The sequence below is a fragment of the Bacillus sp. FSL L8-0528 genome (assembly GCF_038593085.1).
Classification (GTDB): Bacteria; Bacillota; Bacilli; order Bacillales; family Bacillaceae; genus Bacillus; species Bacillus paralicheniformis.
Window position 1 is genome coordinate 233,940 of the sequence record NZ_CP151961.1, and the last position, 22,484, is coordinate 256,423.

General features: G+C 45.3%; 25 protein-coding genes. 10 read left to right on the plus strand and 15 right to left on the minus strand.

Annotated features, from left to right (window positions below; translation table 11 throughout):
- The first annotated feature begins 215 nt into the window (after positions 1-215).
- A complete protein-coding gene (locus MHI30_RS01295; RefSeq protein ID WP_075753581.1) occupies positions 216-833 on the plus strand; it encodes a nitroreductase family protein in 618 nt (205 codons plus the stop codon).
- Between the two features lie 39 nt (positions 834-872).
- Here the strand turns inward: MHI30_RS01295 and MHI30_RS01300 are convergent, their stop codons facing one another.
- Both MHI30_RS01300 and MHI30_RS01305 read right to left on the minus strand, forming a co-directional pair.
- Positions 873-1,538, minus strand: coding sequence for a GntR family transcriptional regulator (locus MHI30_RS01300; RefSeq protein ID WP_075754029.1), 666 nt, complete (start codon positions 1,536-1,538; stop codon positions 873-875).
- Positions 1,539-1,644: 106 nt separating this feature from the next.
- Positions 1,645-2,382: a sulfite exporter TauE/SafE family protein gene (locus tag MHI30_RS01305; RefSeq protein ID WP_075753583.1), complete on the minus strand. Its 738-nt coding sequence runs from the start codon at positions 2,380-2,382 to the stop codon at positions 1,645-1,647.
- A gap of 267 nt (positions 2,383-2,649) precedes the next feature.
- Here MHI30_RS01305 and MHI30_RS01310 point away from each other — a divergent pair, with 267 nt between their 5' ends.
- Positions 2,650-3,522 (plus strand): SDR family oxidoreductase, encoded by an 873-nt coding sequence (locus MHI30_RS01310; protein ID WP_075753585.1) that lies wholly within the window; start codon positions 2,650-2,652, stop codon positions 3,520-3,522.
- 474 nt (positions 3,523-3,996) lie between these two features.
- Here MHI30_RS01310 and MHI30_RS01315 read toward each other — a convergent pair whose 3' ends face one another.
- Positions 3,997-4,503, minus strand: a complete 507-nt coding sequence (locus MHI30_RS01315) for a DUF1648 domain-containing protein (protein ID WP_075753587.1) — start codon at positions 4,501-4,503, stop codon at positions 3,997-3,999.
- 239 nt (positions 4,504-4,742) lie between these two features.
- Here MHI30_RS01315 and MHI30_RS01320 point away from each other — a divergent pair, with 239 nt between their 5' ends.
- Entirely contained in the window at positions 4,743-6,377 is a 1,635-nt protein-coding gene (locus tag MHI30_RS01320; RefSeq protein WP_075753589.1) for a Na/Pi cotransporter family protein, read from the plus strand.
- A gap of 149 nt (positions 6,378-6,526) precedes the next feature.
- The gene (locus MHI30_RS01325; protein WP_075753591.1) at positions 6,527-6,787 is read left to right on the plus strand and encodes a YiaA/YiaB family inner membrane protein; all 261 of its coding nucleotides are present in this window, start codon (positions 6,527-6,529) and stop codon (positions 6,785-6,787) included.
- Between the two features lie 34 nt (positions 6,788-6,821).
- Here the strand turns inward: MHI30_RS01325 and MHI30_RS01330 are convergent, their stop codons facing one another.
- The 6 genes from MHI30_RS01330 to MHI30_RS01355 all read right to left on the minus strand — a co-directional run bounded on the left by MHI30_RS01330 (position 6,822) and on the right by MHI30_RS01355 (position 10,747).
- Positions 6,822-7,277, minus strand: a complete 456-nt coding sequence (locus MHI30_RS01330) for a hypothetical protein (RefSeq protein WP_075753593.1) — start codon at positions 7,275-7,277, stop codon at positions 6,822-6,824.
- Between the two features lie 67 nt (positions 7,278-7,344).
- On the minus strand, positions 7,345-7,791 hold the full coding sequence (locus MHI30_RS01335) for a hypothetical protein (protein ID WP_075753595.1): 447 nt from the start codon (positions 7,789-7,791) through the stop codon (positions 7,345-7,347).
- Between the two features lie 39 nt (positions 7,792-7,830).
- Positions 7,831-8,298: a hypothetical protein gene (locus MHI30_RS01340; protein WP_075753597.1), complete on the minus strand. Its 468-nt coding sequence runs from the start codon at positions 8,296-8,298 to the stop codon at positions 7,831-7,833.
- Between the two features lie 291 nt (positions 8,299-8,589).
- Complete coding sequence (locus tag MHI30_RS01345; protein WP_075753599.1) at positions 8,590-9,009, minus strand: DUF2000 domain-containing protein; 420 nt, start codon at positions 9,007-9,009, stop codon at positions 8,590-8,592.
- The gene (locus tag MHI30_RS01350) at positions 9,006-9,914 is read right to left on the minus strand and encodes a DMT family transporter (protein ID WP_075753601.1); all 909 of its coding nucleotides are present in this window, start codon (positions 9,912-9,914) and stop codon (positions 9,006-9,008) included. Before MHI30_RS01350 ends, MHI30_RS01345 begins: the two co-directional genes overlap by 4 nt.
- Complete coding sequence (locus tag MHI30_RS01355) at positions 9,911-10,747, minus strand: AraC family transcriptional regulator (RefSeq protein WP_075753603.1); 837 nt, start codon at positions 10,745-10,747, stop codon at positions 9,911-9,913. Before MHI30_RS01355 ends, MHI30_RS01350 begins: the two co-directional genes overlap by 4 nt.
- Before the next feature lie 252 nt (positions 10,748-10,999).
- Here MHI30_RS01355 and MHI30_RS01360 point away from each other — a divergent pair, with 252 nt between their 5' ends.
- A complete protein-coding gene (locus MHI30_RS01360) occupies positions 11,000-11,467 on the plus strand; it encodes a helix-turn-helix domain-containing protein (protein ID WP_003178531.1) in 468 nt (155 codons plus the stop codon).
- Positions 11,468-11,589: 122 nt separating this feature from the next.
- Here the strand turns inward: MHI30_RS01360 and MHI30_RS01365 are convergent, their stop codons facing one another.
- The gene (locus MHI30_RS01365; protein WP_237562693.1) at positions 11,590-12,183 is read right to left on the minus strand and encodes a helix-turn-helix transcriptional regulator; all 594 of its coding nucleotides are present in this window, start codon (positions 12,181-12,183) and stop codon (positions 11,590-11,592) included.
- A gap of 192 nt (positions 12,184-12,375) precedes the next feature.
- Between MHI30_RS01365 and MHI30_RS01370 the strand changes: the two genes are divergently transcribed.
- Complete coding sequence (locus MHI30_RS01370; protein WP_075753605.1) at positions 12,376-13,431, plus strand: iron-containing alcohol dehydrogenase family protein; 1,056 nt, start codon at positions 12,376-12,378, stop codon at positions 13,429-13,431.
- Between the two features lie 51 nt (positions 13,432-13,482).
- Here MHI30_RS01370 and MHI30_RS01375 read toward each other — a convergent pair whose 3' ends face one another.
- Complete coding sequence (locus MHI30_RS01375) at positions 13,483-14,250, minus strand: SurA N-terminal domain-containing protein (RefSeq protein ID WP_075753607.1); 768 nt, start codon at positions 14,248-14,250, stop codon at positions 13,483-13,485.
- A 154-nt stretch (positions 14,251-14,404) separates the two neighbouring features.
- Positions 14,405-15,169, minus strand: a complete 765-nt coding sequence (locus tag MHI30_RS01380; RefSeq protein ID WP_075753609.1) for a sulfotransferase family 2 domain-containing protein — start codon at positions 15,167-15,169, stop codon at positions 14,405-14,407.
- Between the two features lie 341 nt (positions 15,170-15,510).
- Here MHI30_RS01380 and MHI30_RS01385 point away from each other — a divergent pair, with 341 nt between their 5' ends.
- Positions 15,511-16,398 carry a Virginiamycin B lyase gene (locus MHI30_RS01385; RefSeq protein ID WP_075753611.1) on the plus strand — a complete coding sequence of 296 codons (888 nt, stop codon included), beginning with the start codon at positions 15,511-15,513 and terminating at the stop codon, positions 16,396-16,398.
- 35 nt (positions 16,399-16,433) lie between these two features.
- On the opposite strand, the gene MHI30_RS01390 is transcribed toward MHI30_RS01385, so the two are convergent.
- The 3 genes from MHI30_RS01390 to mmuM are packed head-to-tail and all read right to left on the minus strand — an operon-like array spanning position 16,434 to position 19,242.
- Positions 16,434-16,814 carry a DUF2512 family protein gene (locus tag MHI30_RS01390; protein WP_075753613.1) on the minus strand — a complete coding sequence of 127 codons (381 nt, stop codon included), beginning with the start codon at positions 16,812-16,814 and terminating at the stop codon, positions 16,434-16,436.
- A 26-nt stretch (positions 16,815-16,840) separates the two neighbouring features.
- On the minus strand, positions 16,841-18,295 hold the full coding sequence (gene mmuP, locus MHI30_RS01395) for an S-methylmethionine permease (RefSeq protein ID WP_075753615.1): 1,455 nt from the start codon (positions 18,293-18,295) through the stop codon (positions 16,841-16,843).
- Positions 18,295-19,242 (minus strand): homocysteine S-methyltransferase, encoded by a 948-nt coding sequence (mmuM, locus tag MHI30_RS01400; RefSeq protein WP_075753617.1) that lies wholly within the window; start codon positions 19,240-19,242, stop codon positions 18,295-18,297. Before mmuM ends, mmuP begins: the two co-directional genes overlap by 1 nt.
- Positions 19,243-19,452: 210 nt before the next feature.
- On the opposite strand from mmuM, the gene chbG reads away from it, so the two are divergent.
- From chbG to MHI30_RS01415, 3 genes are all read left to right on the plus strand, one after another.
- Positions 19,453-20,193 (plus strand): chitin disaccharide deacetylase, encoded by a 741-nt coding sequence (chbG, locus tag MHI30_RS01405; RefSeq protein WP_075753619.1) that lies wholly within the window; start codon positions 19,453-19,455, stop codon positions 20,191-20,193.
- A 13-nt stretch (positions 20,194-20,206) separates the two neighbouring features.
- Positions 20,207-21,580, plus strand: coding sequence for a PTS transporter subunit EIIC (locus MHI30_RS01410; RefSeq protein WP_075753621.1), 1,374 nt, complete (start codon positions 20,207-20,209; stop codon positions 21,578-21,580).
- 122 nt (positions 21,581-21,702) lie between these two features.
- On the plus strand, positions 21,703-22,479 hold the full coding sequence (locus MHI30_RS01415; protein WP_075753623.1) for a MerR family transcriptional regulator: 777 nt from the start codon (positions 21,703-21,705) through the stop codon (positions 22,477-22,479).
- The last annotated feature ends 5 nt before the right edge of the window (positions 22,480-22,484 follow it).

The window sequence follows — 22,484 nt, forward strand, 5'->3', positions numbered from 1 at the left end:
AATGTGGTGACAGAAGCTGTTATGACGCCGGTCACAAGGCATTTGTGCATGTCTATCAACTGAAGCCCGACACCACCCCGGCGGTCTCTCCCAAACAGATGATTGTAACGCGTTCTCTTTGATTCATGTGAGCGTCGCTAAACAATAGGTAGCTTACCGCCGATCATATAAATAAGGATATTTAGGCAAAAGGATAGATGAATGGAGTTTTTTGAATGGAATTTAACGAGCTTATCGAAACGCGTCACTCTGCAAATAATTTTCTGGAAGATGTTCAAATTACGGTGAAAGATTTGGAGCCTATCTTTGAGGATATCAAGCTTGCACCTTCGGCGTTCAATTTGCAGCACGCAGAGTATAAAGTGGTATTGGAGAAGGATTTAAAAGAAAAAATCAGGGAAGCTGCGAGCGGCCAATATAAAGTGCATTCAGCCTCTGCCGTGATTTTAGTGACGGGAGACCGCTACGCCTACCGGCAAACGGAAAAAATCAACGAAGGCATGAGGGATTTAGGAATTATTAAGGACTTTGAGCTGCAGGAAATGGTTGAAAACAATACCCAATTTTACGAGTCGCGCGGGGAGCAATTCATGAAGGAAGAGGCGATTCGCAATGCTTCTCTTTCTGCGATGATGTTTATGCTCGCCGCCAAGAACCGTGGGTGGGACACATGCCCGATGATCGGATTTGACAGCGATCAGATCCGCGAGTTGCTAGAGATCCCGGATACACATGAAATCGTCCTCATGATTACGATCGGCAAAGAAAAAGAAAGCAGCCGTCGCTTGAGAGGATATCGCAAGCCGGTTAATGAATTTGTTTCTTTCTATTAAAAAAAGGAGAGGGCGGCTTAAGACAGGCAGCCCTCTTTATTACTTTTCCACGCGGTGAGACAGTACTTCGACTAAGTGGTCAAGATCAAGCTTAAGGTGGCGAATCATTGCTTTTGATGCCTGCTCGTCGTCTCTTTGTTTCATATGGCGGAAAATTTCCCGATGCTGCTCCAAAATGGCTTCAGCCCGTTTTTCTCCTTCAAAATTCAAAATGCGGAAATAATAAATTAATCCTTCCAAATCGTTGAGCTGCTTCCGCAATAGACTGTTTCGTGTATATTGGATAATTAAGTCGTGAAATGTATCATTTAATTCGATAATTGTGTTTTGATCCTTGGATTGAAGGATGGCTTCCTCCGTTTTTTGCAAAACGTCTTCAATCGTTTTCAGTTCCTCTGCCGTTGCAATTCTTGCCGTCAATCCCGCAGCGAATGATTCAAGCGCCGTCCTGCAAAAATAGATTTCTTCAACGTCCTTTATTGTCGGCTGATAGACCTTCACTCTTGAGTCGATGACGATGAGCCCCTCTTTTTCCAGAACTCTGATCGCTTCTCTCAAAGGGCTTTTGCTGACGCCGAGCTCCTTGGCTAACTTCGCTTCGGCGATTCGTTCACCGGGCTTTAATTTGCCTTCAAATATCATTCGCTTAATCGCATGGTAGGATTGTTCATAAAACGGTTTTGGTTTTTCAATCACGCTTCTCATCCTCGTATTCGTTCTCATTTCGTATTTTACCACAGGTTCCTTCGTGATCTCCCGCTATAACCACTCCAAGTTAATCAAAATGCCCGGCCGCAAGCCGGGCACTGAATTAAAATAAGAGAATAAACCCTGAAACGGCGGGAGTTAAAAATAAACCCGATTTCAAGACGACTTTCGGCAGGACATTGGTGAATTTAGCCCCGACATATGCGCCGCACATCGTACCGATCAAGATTTTGACCAACAGAACATAATCGACGAATCCTTCTGAAATATAGCCCGCCCCACCGCCTAACGAGAGCGGAATAATGACGAGCATCGTCGTTCCTACGGAATGGCGAATTGACAGGTTCAGCAGCATCATCAACCCGATTTGAATAAAAGGCGCCGAGCCGATTCCGAACGTTCCGGACAAGATGCCGGCCACGATTCCCAATAAACTGGCCTTGATCCAAAAGGCAAGGTTCGTTTCCTGGTCAGCTTCTTTTTCTTGCAAAAAGAATAATCTGATTAAAATCAGAATGGCCGATAAGAATAACATTCCTGCGGTCATATAATGCAATGAACTTGAAGGTATCAGAGAAGTCAGCTTAGCTCCTGCAAAGGATCCTATAGCAGCAAAACAGCCGACGGTTAAGCCGATTTTCAGCTTGATATTTCCTTCGCGAAAGTGACTGTACGTTCCTGATAAGCTCGTAAAAGCCATACCGGCCAGAGACGTTCCCAATGCTGTATGAATCGGAATGTGAAACATCATCGTTAACAGTGCGATGACGAATCCGGCTCCGCCGGCCCCGACAAAGCCAAGCACAAGACCTAATAAAAACATAACCAACACAATCAACATGTTGCTTCTTCTCCTTTATGAATAACTGATTTCGTATCATCTCAGGGTCGACGGTATCTGGTCGACCGAAATCAATGATAACATCTTACTCTATTAATTCCATATTGACAAGACGGCCAGGAGGGCGTATGTCGTCTACTTTTATTTTTTTAGCCAAGTGAAAGACATTCCTGTTGACAAATCAGTCTATTTGTAATTATGATAGTTACATCAAGTGTAACGTTTTTTGTTACAGTTCGACATTAAAACATCAGGAGGAATTTGAGTATGAAAATGTTAGTAACAGGAGCAACTGGAAAATTAGGATCGAAAGTTGTGAAAAAACTGCTGGAAACTGTACCGGCGGATCAGCTGGCGGTCAGCGTGCGCAATCCGGAAAAAGCGGAAGCGCTGCGGGCGCGCGGAGTCGATGTGCGTCAAGGGGATTTTGACCGCCCGGAAACATTGGCATCCGCATTTCAAGGCATTGACCGTCTGCTGATCATCTCTGCCGATGGAGACAATGAGACGAGAATCCGTCAGCACGGCAATGCGGTAGCCGCCGCAGAACGCGCGGGAGTTCGGTTTATCGCTTATACGAGTATTGCGAATGCCCGCGAAAGCAAAAACTTCCTTGCGCCGACTCACAAAGCAACTGAAGAAGCGATTTTGAAAACGGGGATTCCATACTCCTTCTTGCGCAATAACTGGTACTTGGAAAATGAAATGTCGAGTATTCAAGGTGTTTTGGCAGGAGCCCCTTGGGTGACATCAGCAGAGAACGGCAAGGTAGGCTGGGCGCTGCAGCAGGATTACGCGGATGCAGCGGCAGCGGTTCTGTCCGGTGAAGGCCATGAAAACACCGTCTACGAACTTTCAGGCAAACTATTAACTCAGGAAGAAATCGCTTCAGCCCTTGGAGAAGTATTGGGCAAAGAAGTACCCGTCCAGCATGTTGACGATGCTGCCTATCGCGAGATCATGAAAAATGCGGGTGTACCGGATTTTCTGATTCCGATGGTTGTCGATATCCAAAAAGGCATTCGTGAAGGCACACTTGAAGTCGAAAGCGATGATTTTGAAAAAGTGCTCGGCCGTCCGCTCACTCCGATTAAAGAAGGATTGGCTCAAATCGTTGCAAAAATCTCAGAAGCGGAATAATAATCAATAATATTTGAAAGAGTGATGAACAAGATTACAGTGTTCATCACTCTTTTTTTAAAGAAAAAACTCACCACAATCACCGCACATACTTTATAGCCCAAATTCCTTTTATTAAATAAGTAAAATATCGACTGGATTCCAGAGCTAATGATGAAGGCATAAAAAAAGTGTTCAAATGTAAAGTGAAATCCGCGAAATATAAATTGCATGAAAAGGGCGATGCCGGTCAGTTAAAACCAGCCATGATCATCTAACATTTTTTTTAATTCGGATATAGTTCATCAGTGGAAGATATAGAAACAGATTCAGTCGACAGCTCCCTTTTTAAAGATAAAAAGCCGGCTGCGAGAACCGAGACCCCTAAAATAAATAGAATAATTGCTTCGAACATCGAATACCTCTGTTTCGACTATCAATAAAAATCCGTCGGGGACGACCATTTTGAATCTTCACAAATATGCACCTGACCCGTTATCGGATCTTTTTTTGCTGTATTAAACTTACGGCCACAAGCATGACAGTACCGAGTAAGGCAACCGGAAGAAACCATCCGCCAAATCCGCTTCCCCAGTCTAAAGCGATTGACACAGATTCAATTAATATGAGAGAAAAAATGATTAAGCATGCATTTTTTAAGCGGTTGATCAACTTTCGGCTGAGCAGGTAGAAATGTTCAGCGTTTGTTTCATTCAGGCGCTTTGGATGGTTGTGAATCTCAGGATGCTTTTCTAAAAATTGCATGAACAGAAGGATAAGTAATCCGATTCCCGGCAAAATGAAAAGCTCCCATTTTGCCCCCCAGCGATCGACTTCACCGAGTGCGTTGTAATGTGCAGGCACCTTTTCGGGGAGCGATCCCCAGACAGCGGCCAAAAAGATAATTGATCCCAGGTAAAAGAAATAGCCAAATGCGTTCCAAACCCGTTCCCCTTTTGTCTTTTTAATTTTAATGTGAGTACCGTTAGCTCTGTTTGGCATATGTGATCTCTCCTTTAGTTTTAAATACGGTTTAACCCATGAAAAAGTTCGGGATTTTTGCCTGTTGGAATAGGGTATATTTGCGATGAGTCCAGGCAATGTTAAGGGAATGTAAATCATCAGCCGCCAATGTTAAGTTATTGTAAATTTTCGATTTGAATCGTTTACATAGGCTTTAATCTCCATCATAATCATAGTGTTTGGTTTGTAGATTTATGTCGAATTAGGGGGGCAAGACGTTGGAAATAGATGTGCAGAAATTGCTTTTTGAATTCATTGGAGGTCTCGGGATCTTTCTTCTCGGTATTAAGTTTATGGGAGAAGGACTCCAAAAATCAGCCGGAGATAAGCTGAGAGACATTTTAGATCGTTTTACAAGCAATCCTCTGATGGGTGTTTTGGCAGGTATGATTGTCACGGTTTTAATTCAAAGCAGTTCCGGCACCACCGTTATCACTGTCGGTCTTGTCAGCGCCGGCTTTATGACCCTCCGCCAGGCGATCGGCGTCATTATGGGTGCGAACATCGGAACGACGGCCACAGCCTTTATTATCGGCTTTGACGTTGGGGCATATGCGCTTCCGATCCTCGCCATTGGTTCATTTTTGCTGTTTTTCTTTAAAAACAAAAAGCTCCAGAACATCGGACAAATTCTGTTTGGATTTGGTGCACTTTTCTATGGCTTGGAGTTAATGAGCAGCGGGATGAAGCCGCTTCGGACGGTTGAAGCTTTTCATGATTTAACAGTCAGCATGAGTGCGAATCCAGTTCTCGGTGTGATTGTCGGCACCCTTTTCACCGTTCTCGTCCAAAGCTCAAGTGCAACGATCGGGATCCTGCAAGGGCTTTTTGCCGATTCATTAATAGATCTCAACGGCGCTCTGCCTGTATTATTTGGAGACAATATCGGTACGACGATTACCGCCGTACTGGCATCTCTTGGCGCCTCCGTGGCAGCCAAACGGGCCGCGGCCGTTCACGTATTGTTCAACCTGATTGGGACAGTTATCTTCCTGATCTTGCTGAAGCCGTTCACAGCTTTGATTTTAACGCTTCAATCCTCTTTAGGGCTGGACCCTAAGATGGTGATTGCGTTTGCCCACGGGATCTTTAATACGTCGAATACGCTGATTCAGCTTCCGTTTGTCGGCATATTGGCTTTGATCGTTACGAAACTGATTCCGGGCAAAGATTCGGTTGTGGACTATAAAGCAACACATTTGGACCCGCTGTTCATTCAGCAGTCGCCTTCAATTGCCCTGGGACAGGCCAAAGAAGAAGTACTGCGTATGGGTGAATTTGCGGTAAAGGGACTTGAGGAAACAAAAGAGTTTTTTAATACAAAACAGGCAAAACATGCGCAAAGCGCTTTTCAAATAGAAGATGCGATCAACAATTTGGACAGAAAGATTACCGATTACTTGATCGAACTGTCAGCGACCACTCTTTCTGAACAAGAATCTGAAGAACATCATATGTTAATGGACACAGTCAGAGACATTGAAAGAATCGGCGATCACTTTGAAAACTTGGTTGAGCTTGGCGAGTACCAGCAATCCAACAGGGTGAAAATTTCCGAAGCGGCAATGGCGGACTTAACAGAAATGCTTGATCTGACCATTTCCACCGTTAAGGAGTCCATCACAGCTCTTGGGGAAAATAACGAAGATGCCGCAAGACGTGTAGTCGAAAAAGAAAATCAAATCGATAAAATGGAACGCAAGCTTCGCAAAAAGCACATTCTTCGCTTAAACGACGGATTATGCAGCGGACAAGCCGGCGTGATCTTCGTCGATATCACCAGCAATCTGGAAAGGATCGGCGACCATGCCGTCAATATTGCAGAAGCTGTTTTAGGCGAAGAAAAACATTAAAAACCGGGAGTCATTCCCGGTTTTTTATTTTGTAGGCCTTTTTTATTACGGTATGACATATTTACTAAATTGTGAGCAAAAAGGAAGAACATTCTTCTTCTGGAGACGCAAATCAAGTATAATAGTTTTATTCTTTAGGAGGTATTAAGATGCAGAAATACAGAAGAAGAAACACAACGGCCTTTACGGTTATGTCATATTTCACATTTTTTGCGGGGGTCTTTTTGTTCGGTATCGGCCTTTATAATGCGGACAACCTGCAGCTCAATGAAAAAGGCTATTACTTAGCTGTGATGATTTTAGTGGCGGTCGGCGCGATTTTGACGCAGAAAGTGACGAGAGACAACGCCGAGGACAATGAAATCATTGCGGAGCAGGAGAGAAGACAGAATTTGTCTAGTGGTGAGTAAGTATAAAAAAAAGGCATCTTTAGGGATACCTTTTTTAATTTGAAATATTTTTATATTTGTTTTCCAAAACGAAGTCAATCATTCCAATAATTTTTGTATGGTTCGATTTTTTTCTAAAGTGTAAGAAGTTTTGATCTTTGTTTCTTTGCGATTTAGTGATCGTGCCGAACACCCAGATGGAGCTGGCTAAAAGTAATATTGTTAATATCAAAGGAAAAAAATTATGCTCGATGTCATATGAAATGGAAACGACTTGACCAGAAAATATAGCAGTTATAATGCTGGCGGTGAAGGAGCTGTAAAGCGAAGCTTTGATCACATGGCTGATTTTTAGCGTAGGACCCGAAAAATAAACTTTCAACCGGTTTAACGTGGATAAATCTTGTTTTTCGAGGTATGCCATCAGCTCTTCATCGTTTTCAGATTTCGATAACAATAGAGTTTCAGCCGTTTGTTTTGTTTCTTCGAATAATTGTTTGTCTGTTTGCATGTCTTTTGCCCTTCTTTTTTATTAGATTGATAGAGAATCCAGGCAGAGGTGAATGTTCCTCTGCTTTCTAATTAAATTCTTTTTTAAAACGTTCATCTAAAATAAAATCAATCATACCCGTGATTCTGGAATATTCCGCTCTTTTTTGAAAGTGCAGAATTGTTTGCACTGGTCCTTTTCGCGAGGAGATCAGCATCTTGACGATCCAAACCAAAGAGAACATCAGATAGAACATGAAGCAGAATGAAAAAAACCTTGAAAGATCATGGGTGAAGGTGGAGACTTGACCAGATAAAAAGGCCGCCATAATTACAGCAGTCATACTGCTAAAAAAAATGCCCTTAATAAAATACGTTAATGTAAAACTTGGATTTGAAAAATAGATTTTTAGCTGATTTAATGTAACAGAATCTTGATTTGCAAGGTATGTAATCAGTTCTTCGTCACTTTTGTGAGACTCAAGGAGTTTGGCTGTTTGTTCAGCTTTTTCAAATAATTGTTTTTCTTTTATCATTGGAGTGTCACTCCTACTTCATAAAAAAACATGAGAATTTTATTGGTGCGGTATATTTTTCAATGCCTTTTTGTATTTTTGTTGTAAAACATAATCAATCATTTTTACGTTACGTGCAAACTCGGCTTTCTTGGAAAAGTGTGTAATAAATTGAATCGGCTTTTTTTTCAAGGTGACAAGCTGTTTAAGCACCCAAAATATACACCCCGCAAATATGACAGCTAATATTAGAATGGAGATGCCGGAAACGAAAGGGAATATCGAAGCTGCTTGACCAGAAAGAATTGCAGTTATGAAGGTAGCCAATATTATACTGAAAAATGCTGCACTGATGAAATAATGAAGTGCAAATGAAGGATCTGAGTAATAGACTTTCAGTTGATTTAAGGTTAATGAATCTTGTTTAGCGAGAAAGAATAATAACTCTTCGTCGCTCTTATCGCGGTAAGTTTTAAGGGTTTTGGCTGTTTTTTGCGTTTCAATGAATACTTGTTTGTCTGTGTTCAATGTTGATACCTCCACGATACTTTAATTTTGAAAAACTGAATAAATACATTATATTATGTATTTATTCAGCTTTCATTAAATAAGGAAATTAATGAGATATTAGTTATCTAAATATCACAGCAGACACTGCCGCGCCAATAGCGATTTCAGATGCTGAGTTCCAGCTAATTACACCAGCTGTTGTTATGATATTTCTTCCAACTGTAACCCCAATTGTTCCTCTTTTTACTATTGACATAAAAAAATACGGAAATTGACTCCTTCATAGCGAAGTCAATTTCCGTATCTTGTTTATCTCAACAGCCCCAAGCTTCCTGTCAGCCGCGCAACTTTTTTCTTATCGCCGCAAACGCCGATTCCAAAATAGTGGTAATCGGAAGCTGCGGTGCTTTGAAATGTTTCAATATATGCTTCATATGTATGAATGCCTTGCGCTACATCGGTGAAATCGACCGTCAGAATATCGTTGAATTCGTCGGTCAACAGCTTTTGTCTTAATTGATGAAGCAGCTCGGCGTTGCCTTTTAAAATGGGGATTGGAAGTTTGACGATACCCAAATGGTCGATTCCCGAGCCGTCCGTTACATTTTCTCCGAGCAGGCCGGGTTTGTTTTTGCCGAGTGCAGCCCCCAGGATTGCAGCTGTATTGGCAATTAGCCCGAGCGGCAGATTTTCATCGATAATCAGTGCGCATTTTGTTTCTTCTATCAAATTTGTTCCTCCTTCAGCTGCGGTTTTGGTTTTGTTTCAGAAATATAAAGACCGGCCAATGTGAGCGCTCCTCCGCAAAAAGCAACCCATGTCAGTTTTTCTTGCAGAATGACGACGGATGCGGCAATGGTGATGACGGGTACCATATAGATATAAGCGCTCGTTTTTACCGCCCCAAGCACACCGACCGACCAGTTCCATGTCACAAAGCAAAGCGCAGATGCGCCTGCGCCTAAGAACAGGATATTCAGCCAATTGGCGGGGGAGGCGAAAGGGCTTGCGTCGAAGCGGAAATCAAATAGAAACAGAGCGGGAACCATGAATAGCAAGCCGTACAGAAAGATCCGCTGTGTGCATTGGATTGTATGGTAACCGAATGTGCTGATTTTTTTCATTAAAATGGCATATGCCGCCCAGACGAATGCGGAGGCAGCAGCAAGAATGTCGCCGAGCGGATTCAGCTTGAGCATGATTTGTCCGTTAAAGAAAATGAGCGCAAGTCCTGTAAAAGCGGCGGCGGATCCAATGAAGAAGCGGGGTTCCAGCTTTTCGCCCGAAAGGAAAAAATGCGCCAAAACCGCGGTGATCATCGGAATAACCGCGACGATTATGCCGGCGTTTGAGGCGTAGGTAAGGGTAAGCGCGATGTTTTCCAACAGAAAATAAAGCGTCACCCCGCATAAGCCTGCTCCCGCAAACAGCGCTTCCTGCCTCCAGCTCCGGAATGTGAGCACATGCGGATGCACCATAATCAGCACGATCAATCCGATGAGAAACCGGTAAAACAATATATCTATGGGCGCAAAATCCTCGAGCAGCACCTTTGTCGAGACAAAAGTGGTACCCCAGATGATGATTGTGATGACAGCTGCGAGGTGTCCGGCGGTTTCGCGTCTTGTCTTCATCCTTTGATCTCCTGCCTGTCATATTCAAAGATTTTCATATATTGTTTCGGCGTCAGCCCGACCTGCCGCTTGAAAAATTTCGTCATATGGCTCTGATCGCTGAAGCCTGTTTGGAAAGCGGCATCGATTGGTTTGACGCCTTCTTCCAACAGCTTTTTCGCATGATTGATACGGACGGTTTCCAAGTAGCTGTAGGGGGAAATTCCTTTCTGCTTCGTAAACGACCGCAGGAGGTGGTACTTGCTCCAGCCTGCCAGCTTGCTTAAATGTTCAAGCGTAATGTTTTCCTGGTAATGGGATTCCAAATAACCGCACACCGCTTTGACTTCGTCGGACGGTTCAGGCGTATTTTCGAGAAACGCGACATCAGAATACGTCCGAATCAACTCCTCGAGAAGGTTGAGAAAAAGCTCCTCTTTTTTCAAGGCTTTTACTTTCTGCAATATTTGAATGTGAAGCTCCTTCAAGCTGGCGTTCAGCTCATGACGGAACAAGACATTCTCCGTGAAATATGGGAGGCTGTCGGTCCCGGTGATCTCCTTCACAAATCTTCTCATAACATCAGGCATCACATTTATGCAGCGATAATCGAGCGCCTTTCCGTCAATCTGCTCGCAACTGTGCGTGTCATAAGGATTGAAAAGCACGAGATCGCCCTGATTAATGATGTATTCTTCTCCCTTGCAAAGCAAATAGCGCTGCCCCTTCTCGATAAAACCAATCACAAAATACTCGTGAAAGTGATTCGGAAACTTCTGCATAATGCCTTTAAAGCGGTAGGCTTCAACATTCAGATCAGGGTCCAGAAAAAGCGTGCGGGTTTCATTTCGCATGTCGGGCCTCCTTGGTGTGATGATGTTTAAGTTTATCATGTTTTTGGGAGATTTCTTGTATGATGTTGCTTAATGAAAAAATCGTATTTTTTGTGAAAAGAATGAGCAATTTGAAGCTGTCGTGGAATGGAATCAGAATGGTGAAGATCATAAGGAGAGGGTGAAACTGACAGCAACTACAGGGGCATAAAAATTGAACCATTGTAACTTTTAGTGTAATATTACACCAAAAAGAACGTCGGAGGTTCCTCCATGGATAAAGAATACATAACCGAACTCATTTCTTCCAAGTTAAGATTAATCCGTGCGGAAAGCGGCTATACGCAGGAGAAAATGGCGAACGTGCTCGGGATGTCGAAGAAAACGCTCGTGCAAATTGAAAAGGGCAGGTCGGCAGCGGGGTGGGCGCATGTTGTCGCGGTATGCGCGCTTTTTCGGAACAGTGAAGTGCTGCAGGCCGTGCTCGGGGATGAGCCCCTTGAGGTGGTGGAGACTGTCGCTCATCGAAGCATCGACAGACCAAAAGGGAAGACGCTTGGCGGAAAAGTGTGGTGGCGGGACATTGAGAAAAAAGGCGAGTTTCGCCTTCAGCAAAACTTGATTTCTCACCATTACCGCATTTTGGATTCGTATGACGACCTATGGTTCAGCACGTTTGAAAAACAGGATGCTGTTGCGCGTTTGGACGAGCTGTTAAATGAACAGGACGGGGTGGAATGAAGAAAAAGTTAAGTCCTCTGAATTTGCCGGTCTTCATTCCTCCAAGACAAGACATAGTGAAAAACACTGCGTGTCTTGTCTGCGGAATCGGACGTGAGAACAGTTTTCCATCCGCCTTATTCTCACTCCAGCACATCATCAAGCAGCTTCCACATCAGCTCCCTCCGGTTTCCTGCGCCCGTCTTCAAAAAAATCGATTTCAAGTGGTCTTGAACGGTGTAAGCCGATATATGCAATTCGTCTCCGATGGCTTTTGTTGAAAGTCCGCGGATGACCCGGTAAACGATGTCTTTTTCCCGGTCGGACAGGCTGTAGGCTTCTGCTATCAGCGGTATGGTTTCTGCCGGTGAAGCAGGCTCGAATGAAACGGCGATCTGGCCTGACGGGCCAAAGCCGTCTAAACGGCTCGCTTTAATGGATAGGCAGGAATGACCCGGAATCGAGATGACTGTTTTTGCCGGATCGGCAGTTTCGGCCGCTGCCCGCGTGCAGACGGCCCGGACAGGTCTCGGCACGGCATCGCTGCCGATGCTTACCCAGCCGCGCAAGATGTTCAGCCAATGGAGGGCTGCTCGGTTGCATGGCAAGGGCTGCAGGTCTTCCGACAAAATCAGAATGCCTCCGACATGTTTCATGTGAAACATGTCTTTTTTTGACAGATGGTGTCTGAATTGCTGAAGGTACCGGCCGATAAGCGGTGCGAGTGAAGCAAGCAAGCTCTTATCCTTTTCTGTAAACAGCGGCTGTCCTCTTTTCCTCAACAGGGTAAGGTGTTTGAGCTTGAATGGGAAGGAAGAGAGTCTTGCTTAAAGGAGAAAGAAACCGGTGAGCGATTTGTGATATCGTTTGACATCTTGTTAGAAAGTGAGATGATAAATATTAGAAAATAATAGAAGGAGTGGGGAAATATGCAGCCTGAAGATATTGTCAGAAGCGGTCCGAACCAATACGTTTGCAGAGAGGGGATCGCGAAAGAACTGCCGTCATTTGCGAATACATTCGAACGTCCCGTCATCATTACTGGGGTCAAATCGTTTAAAGCTTTTACGAGTTATACGACGCCTCCAAACAATTGGAAAGTCGTTCAGCATACGGGCTGCAGTTCCCTAAATAAGATTAAAAAAGCAGCAGAAGAAGCAGAATCGGCAGATGTCATCATTGGGATAGGCGGGGGAACCGTCTTAGATACGGCGAAGGCAGCCGCCGATTTGTTGGACATTGAAGTCATGACGATTCCGACGATCCCGGGAACATGCGCGGCAAGCACGCCGTTAAGCGTCATCTATGATGATGACGGCAACTTTTCGGGCGTCCAATATCATAAGCGCTCCAGCTATTTGACGCTGGTCGATCCGCTTCTTCTCCTCTCTTCGCCGGTCGCTTATGTGAAAAGCGGAATCGGTGATACGCTTGCGAAATGGTATGAGGCCGAAGCGATCATCAGAAATACGGCCGATTCGCTTTCCATCATGGTTCAGACAGGGCTGAGGCAGTCTGTCTATATTCGGGATATTTTGTTGACAGAAAGCCTGAAAGCCATAGAAAGTCTTGAAAAAGGCGAATCCTCCTCATCTTTCGCAAATGTCCTCGAAGCGGTCATCGCGCTGGCTGGCACAGTAGGCGGATATGCGGGCCGCTACGGAAGAATGGCCGGAGCCCATGCCATTCACAACGGCTTAACGTTCATCCCTGAAACCCATCGTGTACTGCACGGCCAAAAGGTAGCCTACGGGATACTTGTGCAGCTTGCTTTAGAAGGGCGGACAGATGAAATCGCCGAACTCGTTCCCTTTTATGAAGGGCTCGGTTTTCCGAAAAGACTTAGCGATTTAGGCATTTTAGAAAACGTTGAAGAGGCAAAACGGACCATCGCCGCCCATGCCGTGCGTCCGGATGAATCTTTATGTTTGATGGGTTCTTTTCATGAAGCTGATGTGATGGCGGCGATAGAGTCGCTTGAATAAACCTGATAAATAAAACAAAATCAGCCATCCGTTACAGGATGGCTGATTTTGTTAAATTTCAACTTTCACATCGGCGTTTTTCTTCAGTTTTTCAACCTGCTGTCCGAGTTTTTCCTGTCGTTTTTGCTGTTTGAGCATGTCTTGGATTTGCTTCTTGACGTCGTCAAACGCAGGTGTGTTTTTCTGTCCGCTGTCTTTTTGCTGTGCGGCAAATTGATCATAGTAATCTTTGATTTCTTTGTCTGTGACCTGATCTGCCGGCAGTTCTTTGTCAATATATTTTTCTGTTTTGATGCTGTCGGCAATGTCGCTTTTCAGCGTGTTCATGTTTAAGCCGGCTTTTTTGACCGCTTCCTCAAAATCTTGATCGTTTTTATACTGCTTTTTGCTTTCGTCCAGCTGTTTTTCAATTTCTTTCTCAGATGCTTTGTAGCCTTTTTTGTCCGCTTCTTGAGTAATTAAAGCCTGTCCGACGAGGCTGTCGATCGCCTGCTTTTTGATTTGCTGTGCCGCATCTTTTGAAGTCGGATCCTGTCCTGTTTGCTGATACTGCATTTGTGCGGTTGATAATACACTGTTATAGTCCTTGCCTGTGATCTTTTCATCGTTAACGACAGCCACTGTTTTTGTTTCATCGACCTTTTGCTGATCAAGCTTTTTCTGCATGGCTTTCATTTGCTTTTCTTGATCCTGCTGCCCGCTTTGAGCTGTTTTTGCTTGATCTTTTGTCTGGGATTGTTGATCATCATGATTTGAAGCGCAGGCGCCCAATACGACAGCCAATAATCCAATCATGAGAGATGATATGCCTTTTTTCATAATATATCTCCTTTCTTCAAACAGAAGTGATTCTTAAAATGACCTTTAGTGGGCATTCTAAACGATCGTCTCTGAAAAAGAAACCATTTGGAATCAATTTTCCAAAATGTAATCGAATTGAAAGGAGATCGTAATGTAATGGCCGAGTTCCGGTTTACTTGATATGCTTCGGATCAAAGCCGTAGACTTCGAAGTCCTTCGCAAAAATCTCCTGCACCAACTCTTTTGTTTCGTCATTGTAAAAGCTATCAAAAGTCGGTAACACCCAGTCGAAGGTTGATATGGTCAAAACGGTGTCCGCGAACTTTCCTTTTTTAAGCATAGTATCGGAAAGATGGTGCGGTGATTTCGACAGCTGGGTTATCGGAGATTTCAATAATTTGTATTTGTTTTCAATCTCTCTGATGTGCGCGCTGAATTGCTCGAGGTAAATATAATTGGTGACAAACTCTTCTTCTCCTTCGAGATACTGAGGACCAAGGTGCCGGTCAATGGCGCTGATATCCGGCCCCAAATCTTTTAAATGATGCAAGAATTGGGTGAAAGACAGCCCTGTATTCATGTCACTGTTGAACAGACAGATAAAATTCGGGGAGCAAATCGCCGCCAGAAAGGAACTGACTGCTCTCCGGAAAGGATTGCGCACAAGCTTGTAAGTGTCCTTTTTTCCCTCTCTTAATTCTGCCAGAAGATCCTTCACATAATCCGGCTGCTGCGTATAGATCGTATTTCTGTAGTGATGAACCTCCCCCGCGCATCTTTGGCCAACATCTTCAAGCAATCCGTTTTGGAAAAAGAACCAACGATTCAGCGTCGTGCAGCCGCTTTTTGGAATCCAGAACAGAATGATCGGAAAATCTTTCGCAAAAAGAGGGGTATAAAGGTAAATCAAGCGATTCAGTCTCTCATCTTCAAACATGCAGAACACATCCACTTCTTTCTTTGTTTTGGTCCGCCTGAGACAGCGGTTGCCTTTATACACAAAGTATGCCGTCACCAATGAATTGATAGGGCGATAATATGAATATATTTCAAAATGATAAGATCCGACAGATGGTTCCTTATTGACCCATATATAGAAAAATAAGTTTATGATTTAAAACAATCTTATGATACTAGAGCATGCCTGTACAGTTATATTTAATGGAACTTTCTGTTTCACTGCATGCTCCGCCTGAGGTAACATGAAAATGAGAAATGCCTGGGAGCGTTCTGAAAGATCAGATGCTCAAGGAAAATAGAATAAAGGGAGGGTCGCTCATGCAGATTCGCATGTCTGAATATCACGTTCCCGACCCCGAATCGGGTCCGTACGGGATCGCCGTATGTACAAACGGGCGCATTTGGTTTACTGAACAAAAGGGAAACCGGATCGGTATGCTCACAGAGTCCGGAGATTTCACCGAATATACGATCCCGACGGAGAGCGCGGGCGCCTCGATTATCACTTCCGGGATTGGCGGCGAGCTATGGTTTACGGAGTATAAAGCGGGGAAAATCGGAAAAATGACGCCTCAAGGGGAAATAACCGAGTATGCCCTTCCTCCAGGTACTGCCCCGTTTGGGATCGCCGTAGGCTGTGACGATGCCATGTGGTATACCGATATGGCCGGACATCAAATCGGCAGGCTGTCATCTTCAGGCAAAATAACGGAATATAAACTGCCCAAACCGGGAGCCTTCCCGTCATTTATTACAAGGGGAGCAGACGATGCCCTCTGGTTTACACAAAATCAAAGCGGCTTCATCGGACGAATAACGGCAGATGGAGACATCAGCGAGTATCCGCTTCCTGGAGAACAATCCGGACCGGTCGGAATCACTGCTGGCCCGGACGGAGCTTTGTGGTTTACAGAAATAAACGAAAATCAAATTGGGCGAATAACGGTCTCAGGTAAGATCAGCGAATACCCGCTTCCGACAGCCAATGCCCGCCCGCACGCGATTACCCCCGGCGGCGATGGTGCCCTGTGGTTTACGGAATGGGGTGCGGGTCAAATCGGCCGCATTACAGTCAACGGAGATATTACGGAATATCCAATCCCGACGGCCGATTCTGAACCGCACGGGATAGCGGCCGGACCAGCCCAATCGATCTGGTTTGCAGAAGAGTGCGGCCGTATTGGGAAAATCTCTATTCTTGATTAAAAAACGTCCAGTTTGCTGGACGTTTTTTTTATAAATTATTCCGTTCTCGTTTCCATTCTGCGGTTGGGCGAGCCAAGGCCTTTATTCATCAAGTAAAAATGGAAAATGTATTCACCGATTGCCATAGCGACTGCTGAAAAAAACGCGGCCAATGCAGCGCTGCTTGCAGCCGTTCCCATCGCAAGAGCCATCAGCCAAACGATAAGAAAAGCGACGCCTAAATCGGCTAAAGTGGCCGTGATGTTATTGGTCTTCGGCAAAATAAACAAATCACCCAGCAAATAGGATACCGCGCCAAGAACAATCGTGATGAAGAGGGTGTTTTCAAAACTGAAACTAAACCCGAGCCCGAGAACAAGGTACAGAATCACAATTGTCATGATGCCTTTAATGGCAAGGGCTTTCACATGTTCCATAACAATTCGCTCCTTTATACGGGATTTTAGTTTTTCTTTTCCTCGTATTCAGAAAATGAAACATGCAAACTTGCTTTTTTAACGGGCTCAGACGTTTTTCCGCTATTCTTTCTGTTTCTTGCATAGTAGATGATATAGCATAACGCCATAAATGGAACGCCGCAAAAAAGGGCTATTCTTTGGTTCGGATCAAAGGCAATGCCGATGCATGATGCCAGACATAATAAAAAAGCGGCAATCGGTACTGCCGGATAAAACGGTGTCCGGTATTTTAAGCCGTCTGCGGTGTTTCCTTCAGCCAAAAAGCGTCTGCGGAACATGAACTGCGAGGCTGCAATGCTCATCCAGACGGCAACAACGGCAAAGCCTGAAATCGATACAAGAACAATATAGACGGAATCAGGCGCAAAAACGCTGGAGAGCAGCGACAGAATGCCGCCGATCATGCTGAAAATCAGCGCGTTCAACGGGATTCCCCGTGAAGTCAGCTTTTGAAAAACGGGGTGTAATGTTTTTTCTTTTGACAGTGACCAGAGCATCCGGGAGCAAGCATATAAGCCTGAGTTGGCCGCGGAAAGCAGAGCCGTCAGAATTACAAAATTCATAATATCGGCCGCGTATGGAACACCGATACGGTCAAAAACGACGACGAACGGGCTTTTGATCACACCGGCTTCTTTGACCGGAATGAGGCATGAGAGCACGAAAATCGTTCCGATGAAGAAAAGCACCAGTCTCCAGAGTGTTGTCTTGATCGCTTTTGGAATGTTCTTTTCCGGTTCGGCGCTTTCTCCGGCGGCAATCCCGATCAGCTCCGTACCCGAAAACGCAAAATTCACGGAGAGCATCGCCATAAAAATTGGAAGGAAACCGTTCGGAAAGAGCCCGCCTTCTCCTGCAAAGTTTGAAAGAAGCGGTGCGGAGTCTGTATTTTGTATCGGGATAATGCCGAATATCGCCGCTCCCCCTAAAATAATAAACAATATAATGGCAAGCACTTTAATGCTCGAAAACCAAAATTCAGATTCGGCAAAAAATCTCACTGAGACAGCATTGAACACGAAAATCAGTGCAGCGAAAACCGCGCTCCACATCCACACCGAAGTATCGGGGAACCAGCGCTGCATTAATAACCCGGCAGCGGTAAATTCCGAACCCAGCGCGACAGCCCAGGTCAGCCAGTAAAGCCAGGCGACGGTGAATCCGGTCCCCGGCCCGATGAATTTGGAGGCGTACATATGAAACGATCCGGTGACAGGCATGGCGACCGCTAATTCGCCGAGGCAGAGCATGACAAGGTAAACGATCAGAGCCCCGACTAAGTAGGCTAAAATCGTTCCGGCAGGACCCGCCTGTGAGATCGTATAACCGGAACTTAAGAAAAGACCCGTGCCGATAACGCCTCCCAAGGAGAGCATGATCAGGTGTCTCGTTTGCATTTTTCTTTGAAAGTTCTGACGATTGCTGTTTGACTGTTCCATCATACCTCCAGCTTTCTCGCCCAGTCGGCGACGGCTTTTATGTCTTCAGGTGTTGTTCTGCAGCAGCCGCCGATCAGCTTCGCCCCTTGGTTGTACCAGCTGCGGGCGCTTTCTCCGAAGGAAGCTTTGCATGCCGCACCATGCCATGTTTTTGTCTCCGGATCATACTGTTCACCGGAATTCGGATAGACGATAATCGGTTTAGCTGTATGCTTTTTGATGCCGCCGATGAGCGAAGAGACATACTCCAGCCGCGTACAGTTTACGCCAACTGCCGCAACCTGGTCATGCTGATCGAGCCATTTCGCGCATTCGCCGGCTTTCGTGCCGTCGCTGATATGGCGTCCGTCTTTAGCGCTGAAACTGATCCACGCATGTGTGTCAGGGAATTCTTTCAATAAATGAACGATTGCTTTTGCTTCTGAAAGGCACGGTATTGTTTCACAGGCCAAAATATCGGCGCCCGCTTCGATTAAAGCGCCCATTCGCCGCCTGTGAAAATCGGCCAATTCGTCTTCTGTGACGTCATAATCCCCCCGATATTCGGAACCATCCGCTAAAAAAGCGCCGTAAGGGCCTACTGAAGCGGCTACAAACGGTTTAGGCCGGCCTTCGCGGTTTTCCGGCACTGCCCAAAATTCATCGCGTGCTACTACAGCAAGACGTACAGACTCCCGGATGAGGTGGAGCGCTTCTTGTTCACTGAGGCCGCGTTTTGTGAAACCCTCAACCGTCGACTGATAGCTGGCTGTAATCGCGCAATCGGCGCCCGCATGGAAATAATCCAGATGCACTTGTTTGATAAGCTCGGGGTTTTCGATGAGCATTTTCGCAGACCACAGGCTGTCGTTCAAATCACAGCCGTACCGTTCAAGCTCGGTGGCCATCGCGCCGTCAAGTGTGATGATAGGAAATTGTTCTAAAATCGATTGGATCGGATTTGTCATCTCATTGTTGAGGATCTGTCGTTTGAGACCCCGGCCTCCTTTTTTAGAGTTTTTAAAAATATATGAAAAATAGTTTAAAAGACTTCAGTAGCTTTTGTCAATCTACCAAAAATCAATTTTTACTAGTAGCTTTTGTCGTTTTCTATTTAGGGTAAAACCGTCCGCCGCCGCATATTTTTTTTAAAAAAACAGATAAGGGGTATCAGATGGATGAAAAAACTGATTATCAATGCTGATGATTTTGGATATTCAAGAGGCGTGAACTACGGAATTATTGATGCCTATAAGCTGGGGATTTTAACATCAGCGACGTTCATGACAAATATGCCGGGCACAGGTCACGCGGCCCGGCTGGCTCGCGAATCGCCCGGACTTGGGATCGGCGTACATTTGGTGCTGACCTGCGGAAGGCCGCTTTTGTCTGACCACCGGACGATCGTCGATGCAAAGGGGAATTTTCGCAATCTCGCATTTTACCAAGGTGCTTTTACAATTGATACTGATGAAGTATACCGCGAGTGGAAAGCGCAGATTGAAACATGCATCAACATGGGCTTGGAACCCGATCATGTGGACAGCCACCATCACATCAACGCTTATCCAGACATCTCAGACGCATTTTTGACGCTCGCCAAAGAGTATAGCCTGCCTGTCAGACGCAATATGGAGAGTGCCATGATCACGGAAAAAGGAGTGAAAACAACAGACTCTTTTTCACCTGTCCTCGAAGCGGCTTTAAAGGACGAAGAAGCCGTCTCTGAACTGTTTGAAGAGCATGATACCGTGGAGGTCATGACCCACCCGGCATACCTCGATAAGGAGCTTTTGACGAATTCTTCTTATACTTATCCGAGAGTGGATGAACTTGAATTTTTAACCGATCCGGACGTTGTCATCCGTTTGAATAAGCTTACTGATGTCCAGCTCGTATCATTTAGGAATTTGACATAAGGAGAATGCCGGAATGAAACATATTCTTCAGCTGCTGGGAAAGTCTTTGCTGATTCCGATTACCGTTCTTCCGATCGCCGGCCTGCTGCTGCGGCTTTCTGCGGAAGATATGCTGAATATACCGCTTTTTCAAGCGTCAGGTGTGATATTGAACAATATGGATGTCCTGATCGCGATCGGCATCGCCATGGGCTTTGCCCGTTCAAAAGATAAAGGGATTCCTGCGCTGACAGGATATTTGGCGATTACCGTATTAAAAGAGGGGCTCGGCATCCTGAATCCCGACCTTGATATGAGCGTCTTCGGCGGGGTGCTCGCCGGCCTGATGGCGGCTTTCATTTATAACCGGTTTCAACATACGAAACTGCCAAGCATGTTTTCATTTTTTGGCGGAGAGAAGTTTCCGATTACGATGATCGTATTGGTGACGATTCCGGTGGCCGGCTTTTTTTCGGTCGTCTGGCCTTATGCAGAAGCGGCGATCGACACTTTTAGCCAGTCGCTTGTAGATCTTGGCGCTTTCGGGGTGTTTGTGTTCGGATTTCTGAATCGGTTTTTGCTGCCGTTCGGCCTTCACCATGTCATGAATACGTATATTTATTTTGGGCTTGGGCGCTATGAGGCGGCATCCGGAGAAGCGGTGACAGGGGAAATTACGCGGTTTTTGAATGGAGACCCGACAGCCGGCTACTTTCTCGGCGGCTTTTTTATCACGATGATGTTTGGCATTCCGGCGATCGCTTTGGCAATCGCGCATGCAGCCAGAACGAGAAAAAAAGAAACGAAAGCGCTCATGTCTTCCGGAGCAGCCACATCGCTGATCACCGGGATTACGGAACCGGTTGAATTCACGTTTTTATTTACTTCGCCTTTATTGTACTTTCTTCACTCGGTCTATACGGGACTTGCCGGAGCGGTGCTCTGTTTGCTGGGGATTCGTCACGGCTTCTCATGGGGAGCGGGCGCCATCGATTATTTGCTGAATCTTAATTTATCAGACGGCGGATTATGGATCATACCGGTCGGCCTTGCCTTTTTTGCTCTCTATTATGTTACATTTTACTTTGTGATTATAAAGCGAAACGTTCCGGTGATCGGAAGGGAACAGGAAACGCCTGAAGGAAACCGGCTGCATCAGTCTATGGCTGCAGGCATACTTAAGCATATCGGCGGCCGTGAGAATGTCGTGACTTGCGAAAACTGTATAACCCGTTTGCGAATGAAATTAAAAGACACATCCTTGGCGGATGAAGCGCAATTAAAGCAATTAGGAGCGCACGGTGTGGTCAAAATTGACCGGCATCATATCCAGATTGTGATCGGAACGGCTGCTGGGGATGTAAAAAAAGACTTGCAGAACTTGATCGGGGAGACTCCGCCGGATTAAAAACTGGAGTTGATTGTTCCGTACCTTTTGGGGAAAATCTCGAATCTGCGAAAAATAAGCTTGCACCTCCAGCAGCGTGAGGCTTTATGATGTGTATAAATCGTCAGTTGGAGGGGAAATTCATGGGAAAAGATGGGTATTATTCAATCGGTGTTTTTTCAGAAATGACAGGGACATCCATTCGGACGCTCCATTATTACGATGAAATCGGCCTGTTGAAGCCTGAAAAACAGCCGGAAACAGGCCGCCGTTTCTACACAGACAGAGATGCGAGAGATTTGCAGAAAATCACATGTTTTAAGTTTCTGGGGTACAGTCTTGAACAAATTCGCGCTTTCATGAAGGATGCATGCTTCGATGCCGGTCTGATTGAGGCGCTGCAGGAGCAGAAAAAGGTGCTGGAGGAGAAAAAGGAGCATATTGAAACAGGGCTGAAAGCGATCAACAGGACAATCGGTCTTCTGGAGGAGGAAGAGGAAATCGACAGTTCTGTTTTCATGAGCCTGCTGAACAGCATCCAGACTGAGAAGGAGCAGCGCATATGGCTTGAACAGCAGGTGTCCAAACGTTTTGCCGATGATGTATTCGGCAAATCAGAAGATGAGATGGCCAAATTGGATCAAGAGTATGTTCGTTTATCTAAAGAAGCCAAGCGGCTCATGGGAAAACCGGTTGATGACCCCGAAGTGCAGAAAATGGCGGACCGATATATGAAGACGAGTTTGGAATTTGTCGGAGAGGACGTGCTGTCGGCTTTAGGACAGATGGAGACAATCGAATCGCAGCAGCTGGCAGAGAAGTTTTCTTCACCTTTTACAAAAGAAGAGGAAGAGTGGCTGCAGCAGGTGTTCGAATATTACATGATTCACAACGATTTCTGTCCCGAAAACGGCCGATGAAAAAA

What these genes read in the sequence shown, in the direction of transcription:
- MHI30_RS01295 (WP_075753581.1), top strand. Translation starts at nt 216, where the DNA reads ATGGAATTTAACGAGCTTATCGAAACGCGTCACTCTGCAAATAATTTT.
- MHI30_RS01300 (WP_075754029.1), bottom strand. Translation starts at nt 1,538, where the DNA reads ATGAGAAGCGTGATTGAAAAACCAAAACCGTTTTATGAACAATCCTAC.
- MHI30_RS01305 (WP_075753583.1), bottom strand. Translation starts at nt 2,382, where the DNA reads ATGTTGATTGTGTTGGTTATGTTTTTATTAGGTCTTGTGCTTGGCTTT.
- MHI30_RS01310 (WP_075753585.1), top strand. Translation starts at nt 2,650, where the DNA reads ATGAAAATGTTAGTAACAGGAGCAACTGGAAAATTAGGATCGAAAGTT.
- MHI30_RS01315 (WP_075753587.1), bottom strand. Translation starts at nt 4,503, where the DNA reads ATGCCAAACAGAGCTAACGGTACTCACATTAAAATTAAAAAGACAAAA.
- MHI30_RS01325 (WP_075753591.1), top strand. Translation starts at nt 6,527, where the DNA reads ATGCAGAAATACAGAAGAAGAAACACAACGGCCTTTACGGTTATGTCA.
- MHI30_RS01330 (WP_075753593.1), bottom strand. Translation starts at nt 7,277, where the DNA reads ATGCAAACAGACAAACAATTATTCGAAGAAACAAAACAAACGGCTGAA.
- MHI30_RS01335 (WP_075753595.1), bottom strand. Translation starts at nt 7,791, where the DNA reads ATGATAAAAGAAAAACAATTATTTGAAAAAGCTGAACAAACAGCCAAA.
- MHI30_RS01350 (WP_075753601.1), bottom strand. Translation starts at nt 9,914, where the DNA reads ATGAAGACAAGACGCGAAACCGCCGGACACCTCGCAGCTGTCATCACA.
- MHI30_RS01355 (WP_075753603.1), bottom strand. Translation starts at nt 10,747, where the DNA reads ATGCGAAATGAAACCCGCACGCTTTTTCTGGACCCTGATCTGAATGTT.
- MHI30_RS01360 (WP_003178531.1), top strand. Translation starts at nt 11,000, where the DNA reads ATGGATAAAGAATACATAACCGAACTCATTTCTTCCAAGTTAAGATTA.
- MHI30_RS01370 (WP_075753605.1), top strand. Translation starts at nt 12,376, where the DNA reads ATGCAGCCTGAAGATATTGTCAGAAGCGGTCCGAACCAATACGTTTGC.
- MHI30_RS01375 (WP_075753607.1), bottom strand. Translation starts at nt 14,250, where the DNA reads ATGAAAAAAGGCATATCATCTCTCATGATTGGATTATTGGCTGTCGTA.
- MHI30_RS01380 (WP_075753609.1), bottom strand. Translation starts at nt 15,169, where the DNA reads ATGTTTGAAGATGAGAGACTGAATCGCTTGATTTACCTTTATACCCCT.
- MHI30_RS01385 (WP_075753611.1), top strand. Translation starts at nt 15,511, where the DNA reads ATGCAGATTCGCATGTCTGAATATCACGTTCCCGACCCCGAATCGGGT.
- MHI30_RS01390 (WP_075753613.1), bottom strand. Translation starts at nt 16,814, where the DNA reads ATGGAACATGTGAAAGCCCTTGCCATTAAAGGCATCATGACAATTGTG.
- mmuP (WP_075753615.1), bottom strand. Translation starts at nt 18,295, where the DNA reads ATGGAACAGTCAAACAGCAATCGTCAGAACTTTCAAAGAAAAATGCAA.
- mmuM (WP_075753617.1), bottom strand. Translation starts at nt 19,242, where the DNA reads ATGACAAATCCGATCCAATCGATTTTAGAACAATTTCCTATCATCACA.
- chbG (WP_075753619.1), top strand. Translation starts at nt 19,453, where the DNA reads ATGAAAAAACTGATTATCAATGCTGATGATTTTGGATATTCAAGAGGC.
- MHI30_RS01410 (WP_075753621.1), top strand. Translation starts at nt 20,207, where the DNA reads ATGAAACATATTCTTCAGCTGCTGGGAAAGTCTTTGCTGATTCCGATT.
- MHI30_RS01415 (WP_075753623.1), top strand. Translation starts at nt 21,703, where the DNA reads ATGGGAAAAGATGGGTATTATTCAATCGGTGTTTTTTCAGAAATGACA.